The organism is Microbacterium sp. CIAB417 (genome assembly GCF_022788845.1).
Genome location: NZ_JAHZUT010000004.1, coordinates 335737 through 350283, shown reverse-complemented (window position 1 = coordinate 350283; position 14547 = coordinate 335737). Strand labels below are relative to the sequence as shown.

10 protein-coding genes are annotated in these 14547 nt (G+C 70.4%); 5 read left to right on the top strand and 5 right to left on the bottom strand.

Annotated elements, in window-relative coordinates; translation table 11 throughout:
• Positions 1-15: 15 nt before the first annotated feature.
• Both KYX17_RS19100 and KYX17_RS19095 read right to left on the bottom strand, forming a co-directional pair.
• Positions 16-717, bottom strand: coding sequence for a ZIP family metal transporter (locus tag KYX17_RS19100; protein WP_243228584.1), 702 nt, complete (start codon positions 715-717; stop codon positions 16-18).
• Between the two features lie 49 nt (positions 718-766).
• Positions 767-1303, bottom strand: coding sequence for a hypothetical protein (locus KYX17_RS19095; RefSeq protein WP_243228582.1), 537 nt, complete (start codon positions 1301-1303; stop codon positions 767-769).
• Positions 1304-1418: 115 nt separating this feature from the next.
• Here KYX17_RS19095 and argG point away from each other — a divergent pair, with 115 nt between their 5' ends.
• Positions 1419-2867 carry an argininosuccinate synthase gene (gene argG, locus KYX17_RS19090; protein ID WP_243228581.1) on the top strand — a complete coding sequence of 483 codons (1449 nt, stop codon included), beginning with the start codon at positions 1419-1421 and terminating at the stop codon, positions 2865-2867.
• A 125-nt stretch (positions 2868-2992) separates the two neighbouring features.
• Here the strand turns inward: argG and KYX17_RS19085 are convergent, their stop codons facing one another.
• The gene (locus KYX17_RS19085) at positions 2993-3598 is read right to left on the bottom strand and encodes a hypothetical protein (protein WP_243228579.1); all 606 of its coding nucleotides are present in this window, start codon (positions 3596-3598) and stop codon (positions 2993-2995) included.
• A 58-nt stretch (positions 3599-3656) separates the two neighbouring features.
• Positions 3657-6242 (bottom strand): immunoglobulin-like domain-containing protein, encoded by a 2586-nt coding sequence (locus tag KYX17_RS19080; protein ID WP_243228577.1) that lies wholly within the window; start codon positions 6240-6242, stop codon positions 3657-3659.
• 160 nt (positions 6243-6402) lie between these two features.
• Here KYX17_RS19080 and KYX17_RS19075 point away from each other — a divergent pair, with 160 nt between their 5' ends.
• The 4 genes from KYX17_RS19075 to KYX17_RS19060 all read left to right on the top strand — a co-directional run bounded on the left by KYX17_RS19075 (position 6403) and on the right by KYX17_RS19060 (position 12485).
• A complete protein-coding gene (locus KYX17_RS19075; RefSeq protein WP_243228575.1) occupies positions 6403-7026 on the top strand; it encodes a TetR/AcrR family transcriptional regulator in 624 nt (207 codons plus the stop codon).
• Positions 7023-7871 carry a hypothetical protein gene (locus KYX17_RS19070; protein WP_243228573.1) on the top strand — a complete coding sequence of 283 codons (849 nt, stop codon included), beginning with the start codon at positions 7023-7025 and terminating at the stop codon, positions 7869-7871. The genes KYX17_RS19075 and KYX17_RS19070 overlap by 4 nt, the downstream gene beginning before the upstream one ends.
• Positions 7868-9709, top strand: a complete 1842-nt coding sequence (locus KYX17_RS19065) for a YhgE/Pip family protein (protein WP_243228571.1) — start codon at positions 7868-7870, stop codon at positions 9707-9709. The genes KYX17_RS19070 and KYX17_RS19065 overlap by 4 nt, the downstream gene beginning before the upstream one ends.
• A gap of 118 nt (positions 9710-9827) precedes the next feature.
• The gene (locus KYX17_RS19060) at positions 9828-12485 is read left to right on the top strand and encodes a penicillin acylase family protein (RefSeq protein ID WP_243228569.1); all 2658 of its coding nucleotides are present in this window, start codon (positions 9828-9830) and stop codon (positions 12483-12485) included.
• A 261-nt stretch (positions 12486-12746) separates the two neighbouring features.
• On the opposite strand, the gene KYX17_RS19055 is transcribed toward KYX17_RS19060, so the two are convergent.
• Positions 12747-14501 (bottom strand): heparinase II/III family protein, encoded by a 1755-nt coding sequence (locus tag KYX17_RS19055; protein ID WP_243228566.1) that lies wholly within the window; start codon positions 14499-14501, stop codon positions 12747-12749.
• Positions 14502-14547 lie beyond the last annotated feature (46 nt).

The following is a 14547-nucleotide window of genomic DNA, read 5'->3' as shown; positions in this document are numbered from 1 at the left end:
GCCCAGGGGCACGGGTCAGGACACCATCGACAGTCCGGCCGCGAGGGCGAACCCGAGGACCGTCGCGAGGCCGGTCTCGTCCTTCGCCTTGGACTGGGCCTCCGGCACCATCGAGTCGACGAGCATGACGAGCAGGGCACCGGCGGCGAAACCGCTGGCCGCCGCCCGGAACTCGGGGCCGACGGCATCCGCGAGGGCGAAGCCGGCGATCGTCGCGAGCGCACACGCGACGGCGACGATCGCCCACAGGCCGATGACCCGCGAGCGCCGCATGCCCCCTTCGAGCAGATCGGATGCCGAGCCGATCGACTCGGGCAGGTTCGACACGAGGATCGCGATCACGAGCGCGACGCTGACCCCTTCACCCGACGCGAGGCCGATTCCGAGCACGAGCTGCTCCGGGACGCCGTCGAGGAGAGCCCCGACCGCCAGCGGCGCCCCCTGCCCCGCCGAGGACGTCGCGCGCTTCTCGACGATCCGGTCGCCGATGTAGTAGCAGACCGCCCCGGCCGCGACGCCGATCGCGAGCGGGAGGGGGCCGCCGAGCTCGAGTCCCTCCTCCCACAGTTCGAAGGCGATCGAGGCCATCAGAGCGCCGGCGCCGAAGCCCAGGACGATGCCGAGCCACCTCGGCGGCCAGGGACGCCAGAGCGCGAGCAGCGCGCCGACGATGAGCGGTGACGCCGCCACGGATCCCCACAGCACCGCCTCGCCCATGTCGCACCTCCGAGAACACTCTGGCGCGGCGAGCCGGGCGCGTCCAGTCTCAGCGCGTCGGGCAGGTGTTCGTGCCGGTCACACGGTTGCCGTCGCCGTCGGCGCTCACGCCCTCGCAGCGGAGATCACCGGCGACGGTGTTCTGGACGAGCGCGGCGTGCTCGGCGTCCGAGAGCACGAGCGATCCCGCGACGTCGGAGAGCTTGATCACGACGCCGTCGACGCCGGTGACGGTGAGGTCCGCGCCGAATCGCGTGTTCGTGACCACGAGCTCGCCCACGCCGTCGACGGTGACCGCGCCCTGCAGGGTGGAGTCGACGATCTTCACGACCTCGTAGCCCGCGAAGGAGAGATCCTCCGCGGCTGTCTGCGCGGTGATGACGCACGCGTCCCCGCCGCCCTCGCCCGACGCGCACAGGGCGTCGGCGGCCTCGGCGCCCGGGGATGCCGGAGCCGAGGTCGGGGGCGGGGCCTCCGAGTCCGCGGGCACCGGTTCCGGCGCGGCGCAGGACGTCATCCCGAGGGCGAGAAGCGCGGTGGCGAACAGGGTCCCGACGACGCGGCGCATGATCCTCCCGATCTCCATGACTCGTCAGCCAGGCTAACCGACCTGCTCTTCCGCCCCTGCCCCGACCAGGGCAGCGCCGGAGCCCGCCGCCATCGGGCAAGGCGACACGCCGCGCGCCGATAGACTGGGAGCCATGTCCAAGGTCCTTCAGTCCCTCCCCGTCGGCGAGCGCGTCGGCATCGCATTCTCCGGGGGCCTCGACACCTCCGTCGCCGTCGCCTGGATGCGCGACAAGGGCGCCGTGCCCTTCACGTACACGGGCGATCTCGGACAGTACGACGAGGATGACATCGCTTCGATCCCGGGCCGCGCCCTCGAGTACGGCGCCGAGGCGTCGCGGCTGATCGACTGCAAGACGGCCCTCGTCGAGGAGGGCTTCGTCGCCCTGTCCTGCGGAGCCTTCCACATCCGCTCCGGCGGCAAGACCTACTTCAACACGACGCCGCTGGGACGCGCCGTCACGGGCACGCTGCTCGTGCGCGCCATGAAGGAGGACGGCGTCGACATCTGGGGCGACGGCTCCACCTACAAGGGCAACGACATCGAGCGGTTCTACCGCTACGGCCTGCTGGCCAACCCGCGTCTGCGCATCTACAAGCCCTGGCTGGACGCCGACTTCGTCACGGAGCTCGGCGGGCGGCAGGAGATGAGCGAATGGCTCGTCGCGCACGGCTTCCCGTACCGCGACTCGGCCGAGAAGGCCTACTCCACGGACGCGAACATCTGGGGCGCGACCCACGAGGCCAAGACCCTCGAGCACCTGGACGTGTCGCTCGAGACCGTCGACCCGATCATGGGCGTGAAGTTCTGGGACCCGCAGGTCTCGATCGAGACCGAGGACGTCACGGTGACCTTCGACGGCGGTCGACCGGTCGCGATCAACGGCGTCGAGTACTCCGACCCGGTGGCGCTCGTGCAGGAGGCCAACGCGATCGGCGGTCGCCACGGCCTCGGCATGAGCGACCAGATCGAGAACCGCATCATCGAGGCGAAGTCGCGGGGCATCTACGAGGCCCCGGCGATGGCCCTGCTGTTCATCGCGTACGAGCGCCTCGTCAACGGCATCCTCAACGAGGACACCCTGGCGACCTACCACGAGCAGGGCCGCCGCCTCGGACGCCTCATGTACGAGGGTCGCTGGCTCGAGCCGCAGTCGCTCATGCTGCGCGAGTCGATCCAGCGCTGGGTCGGCTCGACGATCTCGGGCACGGTGACGATCCGCCTGCGCCGCGGCGACGACTGGACGATCCTCGACACGGTGTCGCCGAACCTGTCCTACGGTCCCGAGAAGCTCTCGATGGAGCGCGTCGGCGACGCGGCCTTCGGTCCGATCGACCGCATCGGCCAGCTCACCATGCGCAACCTGGACATCGCCGATTCGCGCGCGCGCCTCGAGCAGTACGCCGGGCTCGGCCTCGTCGGCGGAGCCACGGGCGAGCTCGTCGGCCGTGTCACCGCGGGCGAGTCGAGCGAGATCACGGATGCCGTCGAGGGCACGACGCTCGCCGAGACCGAGGAGACTCTCGCGGATGCCGTGGACGCGGCATCCGAGGGGGCGGCGTTCGACTCCGGCACGGACTGAACCCAGCACGCCTGCGCGTCCCCGGCCTTCCTGCCGATCCGCGCTGCTGCGTCGCCTTCTTCCCCCGAACCGAAGCACCACTTCGGGGGCCGACTCGGACGCCTGCCGGGATGCCGCGGCGGGGGTCAGTCCAGGGCGATCACGTGTCCGGCGAGGCCGGAGGCGAACGCCGCGAGTCCGGTCTCGATCGCCTCGGCGGCGAAGGTCTCCGCTCCGCTGAAGTCCAGCTCCTCGTCGGCGAACACCGCCCGCTCGTCGGCCCCGGGCCAGACCACCGCGACGACGTTCTCGGTCGGCTCCGCGAGCTGTGTGCCCAACACGAGGAACGAGGTGTCCAGGTTCGCGGCCGAGGCGAGGTCGATCGCACCGACGACGGCCGGACCGATCCCCACGATCACGTCGGCCTCGGCGCGCAGCGCCTGATCCACTGCATCGGGCGGGCTCTGATCGAACACGAGCACGGTCCCGTCGTGCCCGGTCGCGAACTCCCGTACCGCGGCGAGCGCGATCTGCTCCTCCTCGCCGGCGGAGGTCGCGGCGACGACGGCCAGCGTCAGCCCGTCCGGGGCGGGCGAGGGCGCCGCCGACGGATCCAGCGTCGATCCCGGCACCTGCTCGGGCGCGACCGTCGTGCTCGGTGAGGGCGGGGAAGCCGCCCCCGCACCGGAGCATCCGGCGAGCGCCAGGGTCATGGCGGTGGTGAGGACGATGACGGACGAGCGCACGCGCATGGGAGTCTCCGAGGAACGGGGATGCCCCGGACCCGCCGGCCCGGGGCATCCGATGCGATCAGTCGCGAGCGGCGAGGCTGCGCCGACGGGCGACGAGGACGCCGCCGGTGACGAGCAGCGCCAGGGCGAGGCCCCCGATGGCGAGGGGCAGCTCGGCACCGGTCGTGGCGAGGTCGCCCTCGGCGGACGCGCCGCCTGCTCCCGCGGCTGCCGTCACGGTGAACTCGGCCGTGACGGTGCTCCCGTCGGCGAGCGTCACGACGATCGAGTGCGCCCCGGCCGCGAAGTCCGCCGGGATCGTCCAGCTCGCCGTCAGGGTGCCGTCGTCCGCAACTGTGAAGGTGCCGAGGTCCACGGGATCGGAGTGCACCGTGATGTTCACCGCGTCTCCTGCCGTGAAGCCCGCGCCCGCGATCTCGATCGAGCCGCCCTGGACCAGGTCGCCGGAGACCGACACCGACGCCTGCTCCGCCGGAGGCGTGACCGACGCGGGGACGACGGTGACCGTGCGGGTGATCGAGGTCTCGTTGCCCGCGGCATCCGAAACCGTGTAGACGAGCTCGTACGCCCCGAGTGCGTCCACGTCCACCGACCCGGTGACCTCGATCGACGCCGTCAGGTCGCCGTCGCGGTCGTCCGTCGCGGTGACGCCGTCCAGCGGGTCGAAGGCGGTGCCCTGCTCGACCTCGTTCGAGTCCGGAAGCGTGATCTCGGGCGCCGTGACGTCGTCGCGCACGAGGGTGACCTCGTCGACGACGCTGTTCACGGGCGAGTTCTCGCCGTACGCCTCACTGCGGAGCGTCGTGACGGTGATGGCGTCGTCGGTCACCTCGATGTGCGAGTAGTTGCGCACCTTCTCCTGGTTGATGACCGAGGCGTACCAGGCGTCCGGCGCCTTGACGTTGTAGTACTTCGAGCCGCTGGCGGAGTTCGCCGTGACGTACAGGACCTCGCCCTCACCGGCCGAGACCTCGGACTGGCCCGCGACCTCGGTGGCGTCGGCGAGTTCGCCGTCCTCGATCAGGAACGACCGGGTGTAGCTGTGGTCGTGCCCCTGCAGCACCAGGTCGAAGCCGAGGTCGGAGATCGTCTGGGGCAGCGCCGCGCGCAGGTTCTCGATCTGCGTGTCGTAGACGTGCGAGGCCACGGAGTAGATGGAGTGGTGGAAGGCCAGCACCTTCCACGTGGCGTCGGCGCCGTGCTCGGCGACGACCTTCTCCATGAACGCGATGTGGCTCGCGTAGTCGGAACTGTTGGAGTTCAGCACGACGTACAGGACGTCCTTGTACTCGAACCAGTAGTCGCCTCCCGAGGAGGAGCCGCTCGTGGCCGCCCCGGCGGTGGGGTCGAGGTTCGGCACCGTGTAGTGCTGCTCGTATGCCTTCGATCCCACGTCGTGGTTGCCGTTGACGGGGACCAGCGCGATCTCACCGAGCTGCTCGGGGGCGAGGAACTGCTCGTAGTGCGTCTCGTTGCCGGCGGATTCGACCTGGTCACCGGCGGAGAAGAGCAGCTCGCTGTCCGGATAGGTCTCGGTCGCGATGTCGAGCGTCTGCGCCCAGCCGGCGCCGTCGTTCTGCGCGTTCCCCGAGGCGCCGATCTGCGGGTCGCCGAAGAACAGGAAGTCGTAGTCCCCCGAGAAGGATGCGGTCGAGAACGTGCGCACCTCGGACCAGCCGTCCGCCTCCGACCCGACCCGGTACACGTAGGATGCGTTCTCGGTGAGTCCGGTGATCGCCGCACGGCGGTTGTACTCGCCACTCGTGGTGACGTCACCGGCGGCCTCGACCGTGCGGACCCCGGATGCCGGGAACGCCGTCGTGTCGGATCCGACGGCGTACTGCAGGACCTGCGCGCTGTCGGTGTCGGTGTACCAGGTGACGTTGCGCGCCGAGGCGTCCGCGCCGATCGTCAGGACGACGTCGGTGTAGGCGGCATCCCCCGCCTCGCCGGGCAGGATCGGCGTGAGGCTCGCGAAGTCGAAGTAGATGTCCGAGCTCGTGGCGCGGTCCTGGTGCAGGGCGACCGCGATCGTGTTCTCGCCGGCGACGAGATCCTCCGGATCGATCGTGAAGGTCGAGGTCACCGGATCGCCGTTGCTGTTCCCGGCGTACATGAGGTTGCGCTCGGACTCCGGAGCCGCCTCCACGGCGTCGTCGATGAACCCGGCGACCTTCTCGCCGTTCACGAAGACCTGGAGCGCGTCGTCGTACACGACCTCGGCCTTCAGCCCTTCGATGGCCGCGAGCTGCTCGGCGTCGATGTCGATCGTGGTGCGGAAGTGGAACGTCGGGACGTCCGTGGACGTGCCCTCGATGTACTGGTCGAGCAGCGTGGTGATCGGGAAGTCTGCTCCGATGCCGGTGGGCTGGCCGTTCTTCGCCCCGAAAGCGCCGGTGGCGGTCTTCCAGGCGGTGTCGTCGTAGGCGGGCTGGGTCCAGATCAGCCGGTCAGCGGCTCCTGCCGCCGGGTCGGAGTTGTCGTCGGAATAGCTCCAGACCGTGGATGCGGTGCTGAGGAAGGTCTCGGGGATCTCCGCCGCGGTGGCCGCGGTGGCACCGAACGAGACGGCTGCGCCGCCGGCGAGGGCGGCAGCGACGAGTCCGGCGCACGCGCGCCGGCCGGTGAGGGTGGGTCGGGACATGGAAAAGGCGCACTCCTTAAGAGAGTTCTTAGACGGGTTGTCGTCAGGCTAGGAACCGTCGGAGCCTTTTGGCTGACGCGCGGATGACCACGCGGTGAACGACGAGTCGACACGGGGTTTATCTTGCACATGTGTGTGCAAGATAGGTACACTGGATGCCGTGACTCAGACCTCTCCTCGTGCTCCGCGCCGCGACGCCCAGGCGAATCGCGACGGCATCCTCGCTGCCGCGCGCGAGGCGCTCGCGATCGACCCGAACGCATCCATCGACCTCATCGCCCGCACGGCCGGCCTGTCGCGACGCGCCCTGTACGGTCACTTCGAGGACCGCGGCGCCCTGATCCGCGAACTGATCGCGACCGGAACCCACCGGTTCAACGCCATCGCCGAGCGGCCCGTCGACGCGCACGCTCCCCTCGCGCTGGCCGAACTCGCCGCTCGGCTGTGGCGCGAGGCCGCCCACATCCGCGTGGCCGCGAGCATCGCCCTGGACGACGCACACGTCGCCGATACGGCGGCCGCCCTCGCCCCGGTCCGCGCCGTCGTCGTGGGAATCGTCCAGCGCGGGCAGCACGACGGCACCCTGCGCACCGACGTCGGTGCCGCGACGCTCGCGCGACTGATCGAATCCACCGCCCGCATGGTGGTGCGCGACGACCTGGTCACCGAGGACGAGGCCTCGGTCGCCGTCCGCGCCGTCCTCGGCGTCGCGGGACTGTCCTGGCAGCAGACCGACGCCCTGCTCGCCGAGCATCCGGAGCTCACGGACGAGGAGGCCGAATGAGAGTCGCCCTGCACGAGGTGAGCAAGGGCCGCGCGGGGCAGGCACTGCCTCCGACGAGCCTGGAGTTCCACACCGGCGCGGTGCGCTACGCGCTCGCCGAGACCGAGCAGCGCCCGACGGTCCTCGGCCTCATCGCGAGCGGACGGATGCGCCCGGAGACCGGTCGCGTCACGATCGACGGCGCGACCGACGCGAAGGCGCTGCGCCGCACGGTGGCGCTGGTCGACGCCCCGGACGTCAGCGATCCGCATCCGGACATCGCGCTCGCCGGGGTCGTCGCCGAGGAGCTGATGTTCGCGGGCCGGCCCGCCACTCCCCTGCACGCCCGCCGCTGGCTGGCGCAGCTCGGCTTCGACGAGCTGGCCTCGGCGCCGATCGGCACTGTGGATCCGGCGGCGCGCGTGCGCATCCTGTGCGAGCTGGCCGTCCTGCGGGAGGGCGTCGAGGCCATCGTCCTCGTCTCCCCCGACCGGCACGGCGGCAGTCCGGACGGCTGGTGGCGCATCGCCGGAGAGTTCGCGGACCGCGGCTTCGCCCTGCTGGTGATCGTCGGCGGCTCCGCCGCCATCGCGCTCGAGCGCGTCCGCGAGCTCGGGGCCGTCAACGCTTCCGGGCCCGTCGGGGATCTGACTCGCTCCTCGGCAGGGGATGACGGGTCTGGAGGAGACCGCGTTTCGACTCGGTCGGCTCCGCCGTCCCCGCTCGACCAGCGAGGAGAAGAAGACGAGCCGCTGTCCTCGCTCAACGAGCGAGAAGAAGATGCCCAGCGAGAAGAAGAGGACGAGCGAGAAGAAGACCAGCGAGAAGAAGACAAGCGAGAAGAGGACGGGGAGGAGGCGCGATGAAAGTCCCCGCCATGATCGCCGCCGAGCTGCGGCGGCTGACCGCGAGCCGGATGGGCGTCGTCGCACTCCTCGCGCTGATGTGCGTCCCCATCCTCTACGGCGGTCTCTACCTGTGGGCCAACCAGGATCCGTACGGCAAGTTCTCCGAGGTTCCGGTGGCCCTCGTCGTCGAGGACACCGGCACGGATTCCGCGAACTACGGCGAGGACGTCGCCGAGAACCTCCTCGACGGCGGCGCGTTCGACTGGCAGGAGATGTCCGCCGGCGACGCCGCCCAGGCGCTGCACGACGGCGACGTGGACTTCACCGTCACGATCCCCGCCGACTTCTCGGAGGCGCTCTCCTCGGCATCCGGAACCGACCCGCACCAGGCGCGGATCGAGCTCGAGACCAACGACGCCAACAACTACCTCGCGTCATCCATGGGCACGCAAGCGGTCGAGAAGATCCGCAGTTCGGTCGCCCAGATGGTCGGCTCCGAGGCCGCCGAGAAGCTCCTGACCGGACTCAGCGACGTCCGCGACGGCATGATCGACGCCACGGACGGGGCGACCCGGCTCGTCGACGGGGCGGGGGCCGCGGCGACCGGCAGCTCGACACTCGCCGACGGAACCGCGCAGCTCGCCGACGGCACCGCCCGGCTCGCGACCGGTGCCGGCTCGCTGGCGACGGGAGCGGCGACCCTCGCCGACGGCGCCCAGCAGGTCAGCGACGGCAACCGTCAGCTCGCCGACACCGCTGACCGCGCGGGCACCGCCGTGCAGCACGCCGTCGACGCCCTCCCCCAGGCGCGCAGCGACATCCAAGCGCTCCTGAGCGAGCAGGGCGTCGCACAGGAGCAGATCGACCGGGTCCTCGCCGAACTCGATCCGCTGGCGCAGCGCCTCGAGGACGGCAACGCGACCGTGCAGTCCGCCGTCGACAGGATCGACCAGCTCGCGTCGGGCTCCGCCTCGGTGGCCGCCGGAGCCGCCGAACTCTCCTCCGGAGCCTCGACGTTCTCCAGCGGAGCGGACACCGTGGCCACCGGAGCCGCCTCGGCGAACGAGGGCGCGGCGCAGCTGCGCGACGGGCTGGCGACGCTGTCGGCGGGAACCGTCGAGCTGCGCGACGGCCTGCAGGACGGGGTCGATGAGATCCCGGCATCCACCCCCGAACTGCGTACGGCCCAGGCCGACACGATCGCGGATCCGGTCGCGGTGTCCAGCGACAAGGTCGCGTCGGCCGAAGACTACGGCGCGGGCCTCGCCCCGTTCTTCGCGGCCCTGGCCGCGTGGATCGGCATCTACGCACTGTTCCTCATCGTCAAGCCGATCTCGCGTCGCGCGGTGACCGCCCTGCACTCCCCGATCCGCGTCACGCTCGCCGGGTGGCTGACGCCCGCCGCTCTCGGCGCCCTGCAGATGGTCGGCCTGATGGGCATCCTGTCGGCCACGCTCGGGTTCCGCTTCGACAACCTGCTCGGCACGCTCGGCGTGCTGATGTTCGCCTCGGCGACGTTCGCGGCGATCATCCTGGCGCTGAACGTCTGGCTGGGCTCGGTGGGACAGTTCCTGGGGCTCGTGCTCATGGTGCTGCAGCTCGTCACGGCGGGAGGCACGTTCCCCTGGCAGACGCTTCCGGCGCCGTTGGCGGCGCTGCACCACGTGCTGCCCCTCGGCTACGTCGTGGATGCGATGCGTCAGCTCATGTACGGCGGGAACCTCGCCCGTGCCGCCTGGGATCTCGCCGTCCTCGCGATCTGGCTCGTCGCGGCCCTGCTGCTCGCGATGATCGGCGTGACCCGCATGACGCATCGGCGCACGCTCCGGGACCTCCAGCCCAGCCTGATCGGGTGATCGCGGAACTCGGTGGGAGGGCTCCCGGCGGGATAGGATGCCAGGGCGCGCGACCCGAAACGCGTACCTCGATCCGGTGACACCGGGTCTCACAGCCCTACCCGGAGGAACTCTGACGATGACGACAGAAGATGCCGCATCCGCCGCACCGCGCCGTTCGATCGGCCGTCGCATCGGCGCGATCGCCCTCGCCGTGATCGCCGCGATCGTCGTGATCGTCGTCGCCGCGGGCTTCTTCCTCGCCTGGACGATCGGACGCTCCTTCCCGCAGACCTCCGGCGAGGTCGAGCTCACCGGCCTCGAAGCGCAGGCGACCGTGCAGCGCGATGCGTCCGGCATCCCGACGATCACGGCCGACAGCTCGCACGATCTCTTCTTCGCGCAGGGCTTCGTGCACGCCCAGGACCGGTTCTTCGAGATGGACTTCCGCCGGCACGTCACGAGCGGACGCGTCGCCGAGATGTTCGGCGAGTCCCAGGTGGCGACGGACTCCTTCCTGCGCACGCTCGGCTGGCGCGTCACGGCCGAGGAGGAGGTCGCGGCGATGGACGAGACGACCCTCGGCTACTACCAGGCCTACGCGGACGGCGTGAACGCCTACCTCGCCACGCGCAGCGGGGCCGACCTCAGCCTCGAGTACGCCGTGCTCGGCATCCAGAACCCGGACTACGAGGTCGAGCCGTGGGAACCCGCCGACTCGGTCGCGTGGCTCAAGGCCATGGCCTGGGACCTGCGGACCAACGTCGAAGCAGAGACGGAGCGCGCGATCCTCGCCGCCCAGCTGGAGGCCGAGGGCGACAGCGCGGATGCCGCCACGACCCAGGAGACGCTGGAGAAGCTGTACCCCGCCTATCCCTTCGAGCAGAACCCCGTGATCGTCCCGAAGATCTCGAGCGTCCCGGCGCTGAGCACGTCGACGGATGCCGAGGCCGCCGCCTTCACGGCCCCGACCGAGGATGAGGCCGACGCCCAGGCCGCTGTCGCGTCGATCGACTGGCAGGAGGCGGACTCCGTCATCGAGGCGGCGAGCCTGCTCATCGGAGACGTCGGCGAGGGCATCGGGTCGAACTCGTGGGTCGTGTCGGGGGCTCTCACCGAGTCCGGGATGCCGCTGCTCTCGAACGATCCGCATCTCGGCGCCTCGCTGCCGAGCGTCTGGTACCAGGTGCAGTTGAAGTGCTCGGAGGTCACCGAGGAGTGCCCGTTCGACGTCGGCGGGTTCTCGTTCTCCGGCCTCCCGGGCATCGTGATCGGCCACAACGCGCAGGTCGCGTGGGGCTTCACGAACCTCACGACCGATGTCACGGACCTGTACGTCGAGCGGGTGGACGGCGATTCGTACTGGCGCGACGGCCAGCTCGTCCCGCTGGAGATCCGTGAGGAGACCATCAAGGTGGCGGGCGGCGAGGACGTTCCGCTGACGGTGCGCGAGACCGTCCACGGACCGATCATCTCCGGCCTGACGGATGACTTCACAGCGATCGCGGACGACCCGGTGGTCGGCACCGGGGGAACCGTGCTGCCGCTGGAAGGTGCGCCGGAGATCCCCGAGGGCGAGTACGCCGTGAGCCTGCGCTGGACGGCCCTGGATGCCGGGACCACCTCGACCGCGATCTTCGCGCTGTCGACGGCGCAGAACTTCGAGGACTTCCGCCGCGCGGCGTCGCTGTTCGACGTGCCGGCGCAGAACCTCATCTACGCCGACGTCGAGGGCAACATCGGCTACCAGACGCCCGGTCGGCTCCCGGTGCGCGGCAGCGGGGACGGCTGGCTACCGCAGCCCGGATGGGACAGCGCCTACGACTGGACCGGGTACATCCCGTTCGAGGACCTTCCGGTCTCCTACAACCCGGCATCCGGATACATCGTCACGGCGAACAACGCGATCGTCACGGACGACTACGACTACTTCCTGTCCCGGGACTGGGACTACGGGTACCGCGCCGCGCGCATCGCGCACCTGATCGAGCGTCGCGCGGCGGCCGCACCGCTGACCACGCAGGACATGCAGGCGATCCAGATGGACAACGAGATGTGGATCGGCAAGCAGCTGGCCACGGCGATGGGCGCGGTGGAGGTCGACGGACGCGGCGCGCAGGACGCCGTCGCGCTGCTGCGCACGTGGGACGCGCAGAACAACCCGTCCTCGGCGGCTGCCGCCTACGCGAACGTGCTGTGGTCGAACCTGGCGCAGAACATCTTCGAGAACCGCGAGACGCCGCTGCCACTGGGCAGCCAGAGCCGGCTGTTCGCCGTGATCGGCGCGATGCTCGACGACCCGGAGGATCCGCTGTGGACCAATGAGGCGATCGACGTGGACGGCATGGACGCCATGCTCGAGCTCTCCGCAGAGCAGGCCTATGACGAGCTCGCCGCCCTGCAGGGCGAGACGCCCTCGCGCTGGAACTGGGGCGACCTGCACGCTCTGACGCTCACCAGCGAGACGTTCGGCTCGAGCGGTATCGCGCCGATCGAATGGCTGTTCAACCGCGGACCGTATCCCGTGGGCGGCGGCGCCTCGGTCGTGAACGCGACGGGATGGGAGCTGGGCGAGTCCTACGCGACCACCACGGTTCCGTCGATGCGCATGGTCGTGGACCTCGCCGACTTCGACGCGTCGAGCTGGATCCACCTCACCGGAGCCTCCGGACACGCGTTCTCGGACCACTACACCGACCAGACCGCGGACTGGGCGGCCGGCGTGCAGCGGGACTGGGTGTTCTCGGCGGATGCCGTGGACGCCGCGGCCGTCGACACTCTCGTGCTGCGCCCGTAACGCGTTTCGACTCCTCGCTGCGCTCGTCGCTCAACGAACGAGAGGGGACGCCCGCACCCCGCACCCCGCTAATCGCTCCCCACCACTCGCTCGTTGAGCGAGCGAAGCGAGTCGAAACGCGGTGACACCCGAACACCAACAACCCCGTTTCGACTCCTCGCTGCGCTCGTCGCTCAACGAACGAAAGAGGGGTGCCCCGCACCCGCACCCGATCCCCGCCACCCGCTCGTTGAGCGAGCGAAGCGAGTCGAAACGCGGTCCTCAGCGCAGGACATCCGCCTTGATCGTGCACTGCGCGTCCGCCGCCGTGCGCACGAGATCCAGGAAATGCGCGGTCGCGGGATCGCCGTCGTGCGTGCGGAACTCCGTCGCGCCGAGACGCGGCTCCCATCCCTCGGACCACGTCACGCGCACTGCCCCGCGCTCACCGCGGATCACGGCGGCATCGCCGTCGAGCGCGATCGGGAACAGGGACACCAGACGATCGACGGTCTCCGCGTCGTGTTCGAGAGCGAACGCATCGGAGATCGTCAGTGTCCCGCCCGTGAACGTCAGCGCCCGGCGCACCGAACGAAGGCCCGCGACGTCGTAGCCGGACGTCAGATCCACGACCAGGCGCCCGTCCTCGGCCGAGACGTCCTCGACGACCGCCCGAGCATCCCGCCCACTTCGCTGACGCACTCCGGCGACTATCGGCACGCTGTGCCCCTGCGATCCGGCCGACGGGTTCTCGTAACGCGTCTCGACCCGGAAGTAGGACGCGTCGTAGTAACCCATGCCCAATTCGCTCAGCAGCGGTTCGCCGTTCACCGCCAGCACGAACGACCCGAGGTCGTTGTGGTTGTGCGGCTCGTCATTGTGGCCCGCCTTCGCGGCGAAGCCGACCTCGTGGTCCCCTTCGCGGGTGCGGACCACCAACCACTCGGCATCCGGGAACCAGGTGGCGGATGCCGCGGCATCCGGAGCCTCGTCCGCGGCGTCGCGCGCCCAGACGAACTGCCGGATCACGGGTCCCCAGTTGTGCGACCACCCGGCGGTCGACCAGAAGTCGCGCGAGACGGCGTTGCTCTCGTCGACGGCTTCGAGCAGCCCCGCCAGCGCCGGGGCGACGGCGCCGAGCGGCTCCGCATCCGAGAAGGCCGCGACCGCCCGCCCGCCGAGCGAGACCCCCAGCGGATAGCGCGCGATCGCGGCGAGCTTGTCGCGGTGCGGGCCCGCCCAGAGGTCGATGCTGGTGCGCTGCCGCAGCGCCTCGGCGTAGTAGGCGAAGTGGCCGAACCCGTAATTCCAGTAGTTGAGTCCCTCGACGCACACGCCGTCGTCGCCGTAACCGGCCAGAAGGGCGTCCATGGCGGCGTTGCAGCGATCGAGGATCGCCTCGAGCCCCTCGGTCTCGAGATACATGGCCGCGATCCCGACGCTCGCCGCGCACACCGACGACCAGTTCGTCTCGACGCTCTCCCAGAACCAGGTGCGTTCACGGAACGGCGTGAGCACCCGCCGCTCGATCTCACGGCGAACGCGCGCCAGGACGAGCGGATGCAGGCGATCCTCCAGAAGTGCCGAGATCTCGGCGAGCGCGAAGGCGGTCTCGGCCGCGAACAGGTCGATGACCTCGTCATGCGGGATCTCGGGGTCCGGGGAGGAGAGATCGGGGATGTGCGCGGGAAGCGCCCACACGTACTCATCGCAGATCGCCCACAGGACTTCTTCCACGGCCGAGATCGGGACGTCGTCGCTGAGCAGCGCGCCGATCGCGGCGGCGAACAGGCGCTTGCGGAGGCCGAAGTAGGCGTCGCTGTGCTCGGTCCGGTCGCCGTCGACGTCGAAGCGGCGGTAGACGCGGAAGGACGGCCACGGGATCGGCGTGCCCGCTTCGGCGATCGCGCGGTCGAGGTACTCCTGCGCCCTGGCGGCGATGCGGTGATTGCGGATGGGGTCGCGCCAGCGCTGCGGGTCGCGGCCCTCGGCGAACACGGCGGCGAGGGAGCCGCCGTCCAGGGTGGTGTGCGTCATCCGGAATCTCCGATCGTCTCGGTAAACGTATACCGCGCCGGCCGAT

Excerpts from the sequence above, each read along its gene's own strand:
- KYX17_RS19080 (WP_243228577.1), bottom strand. The coding sequence starts at position 6,242 with ATGTCCCGACCCACCCTCACCGGCCGGCGCGCGTGCGCCGGACTCGTC.
- KYX17_RS19055 (WP_243228566.1), bottom strand. The coding sequence starts at position 14,501 with ATGACGCACACCACCCTGGACGGCGGCTCCCTCGCCGCCGTGTTCGCC.
- KYX17_RS19095 (WP_243228582.1), bottom strand. The coding sequence starts at position 1,303 with ATGGAGATCGGGAGGATCATGCGCCGCGTCGTCGGGACCCTGTTCGCC.
- argG (WP_243228581.1), top strand. The coding sequence starts at position 1,419 with ATGTCCAAGGTCCTTCAGTCCCTCCCCGTCGGCGAGCGCGTCGGCATC.
- KYX17_RS19060 (WP_243228569.1), top strand. The coding sequence starts at position 9,828 with ATGACGACAGAAGATGCCGCATCCGCCGCACCGCGCCGTTCGATCGGC.
- KYX17_RS19100 (WP_243228584.1), bottom strand. The coding sequence starts at position 717 with ATGGGCGAGGCGGTGCTGTGGGGATCCGTGGCGGCGTCACCGCTCATC.
- KYX17_RS19070 (WP_243228573.1), top strand. The coding sequence starts at position 7,023 with ATGAGAGTCGCCCTGCACGAGGTGAGCAAGGGCCGCGCGGGGCAGGCA.
- KYX17_RS19065 (WP_243228571.1), top strand. The coding sequence starts at position 7,868 with ATGAAAGTCCCCGCCATGATCGCCGCCGAGCTGCGGCGGCTGACCGCG.
- KYX17_RS19085 (WP_243228579.1), bottom strand. The coding sequence starts at position 3,598 with ATGCGCGTGCGCTCGTCCGTCATCGTCCTCACCACCGCCATGACCCTG.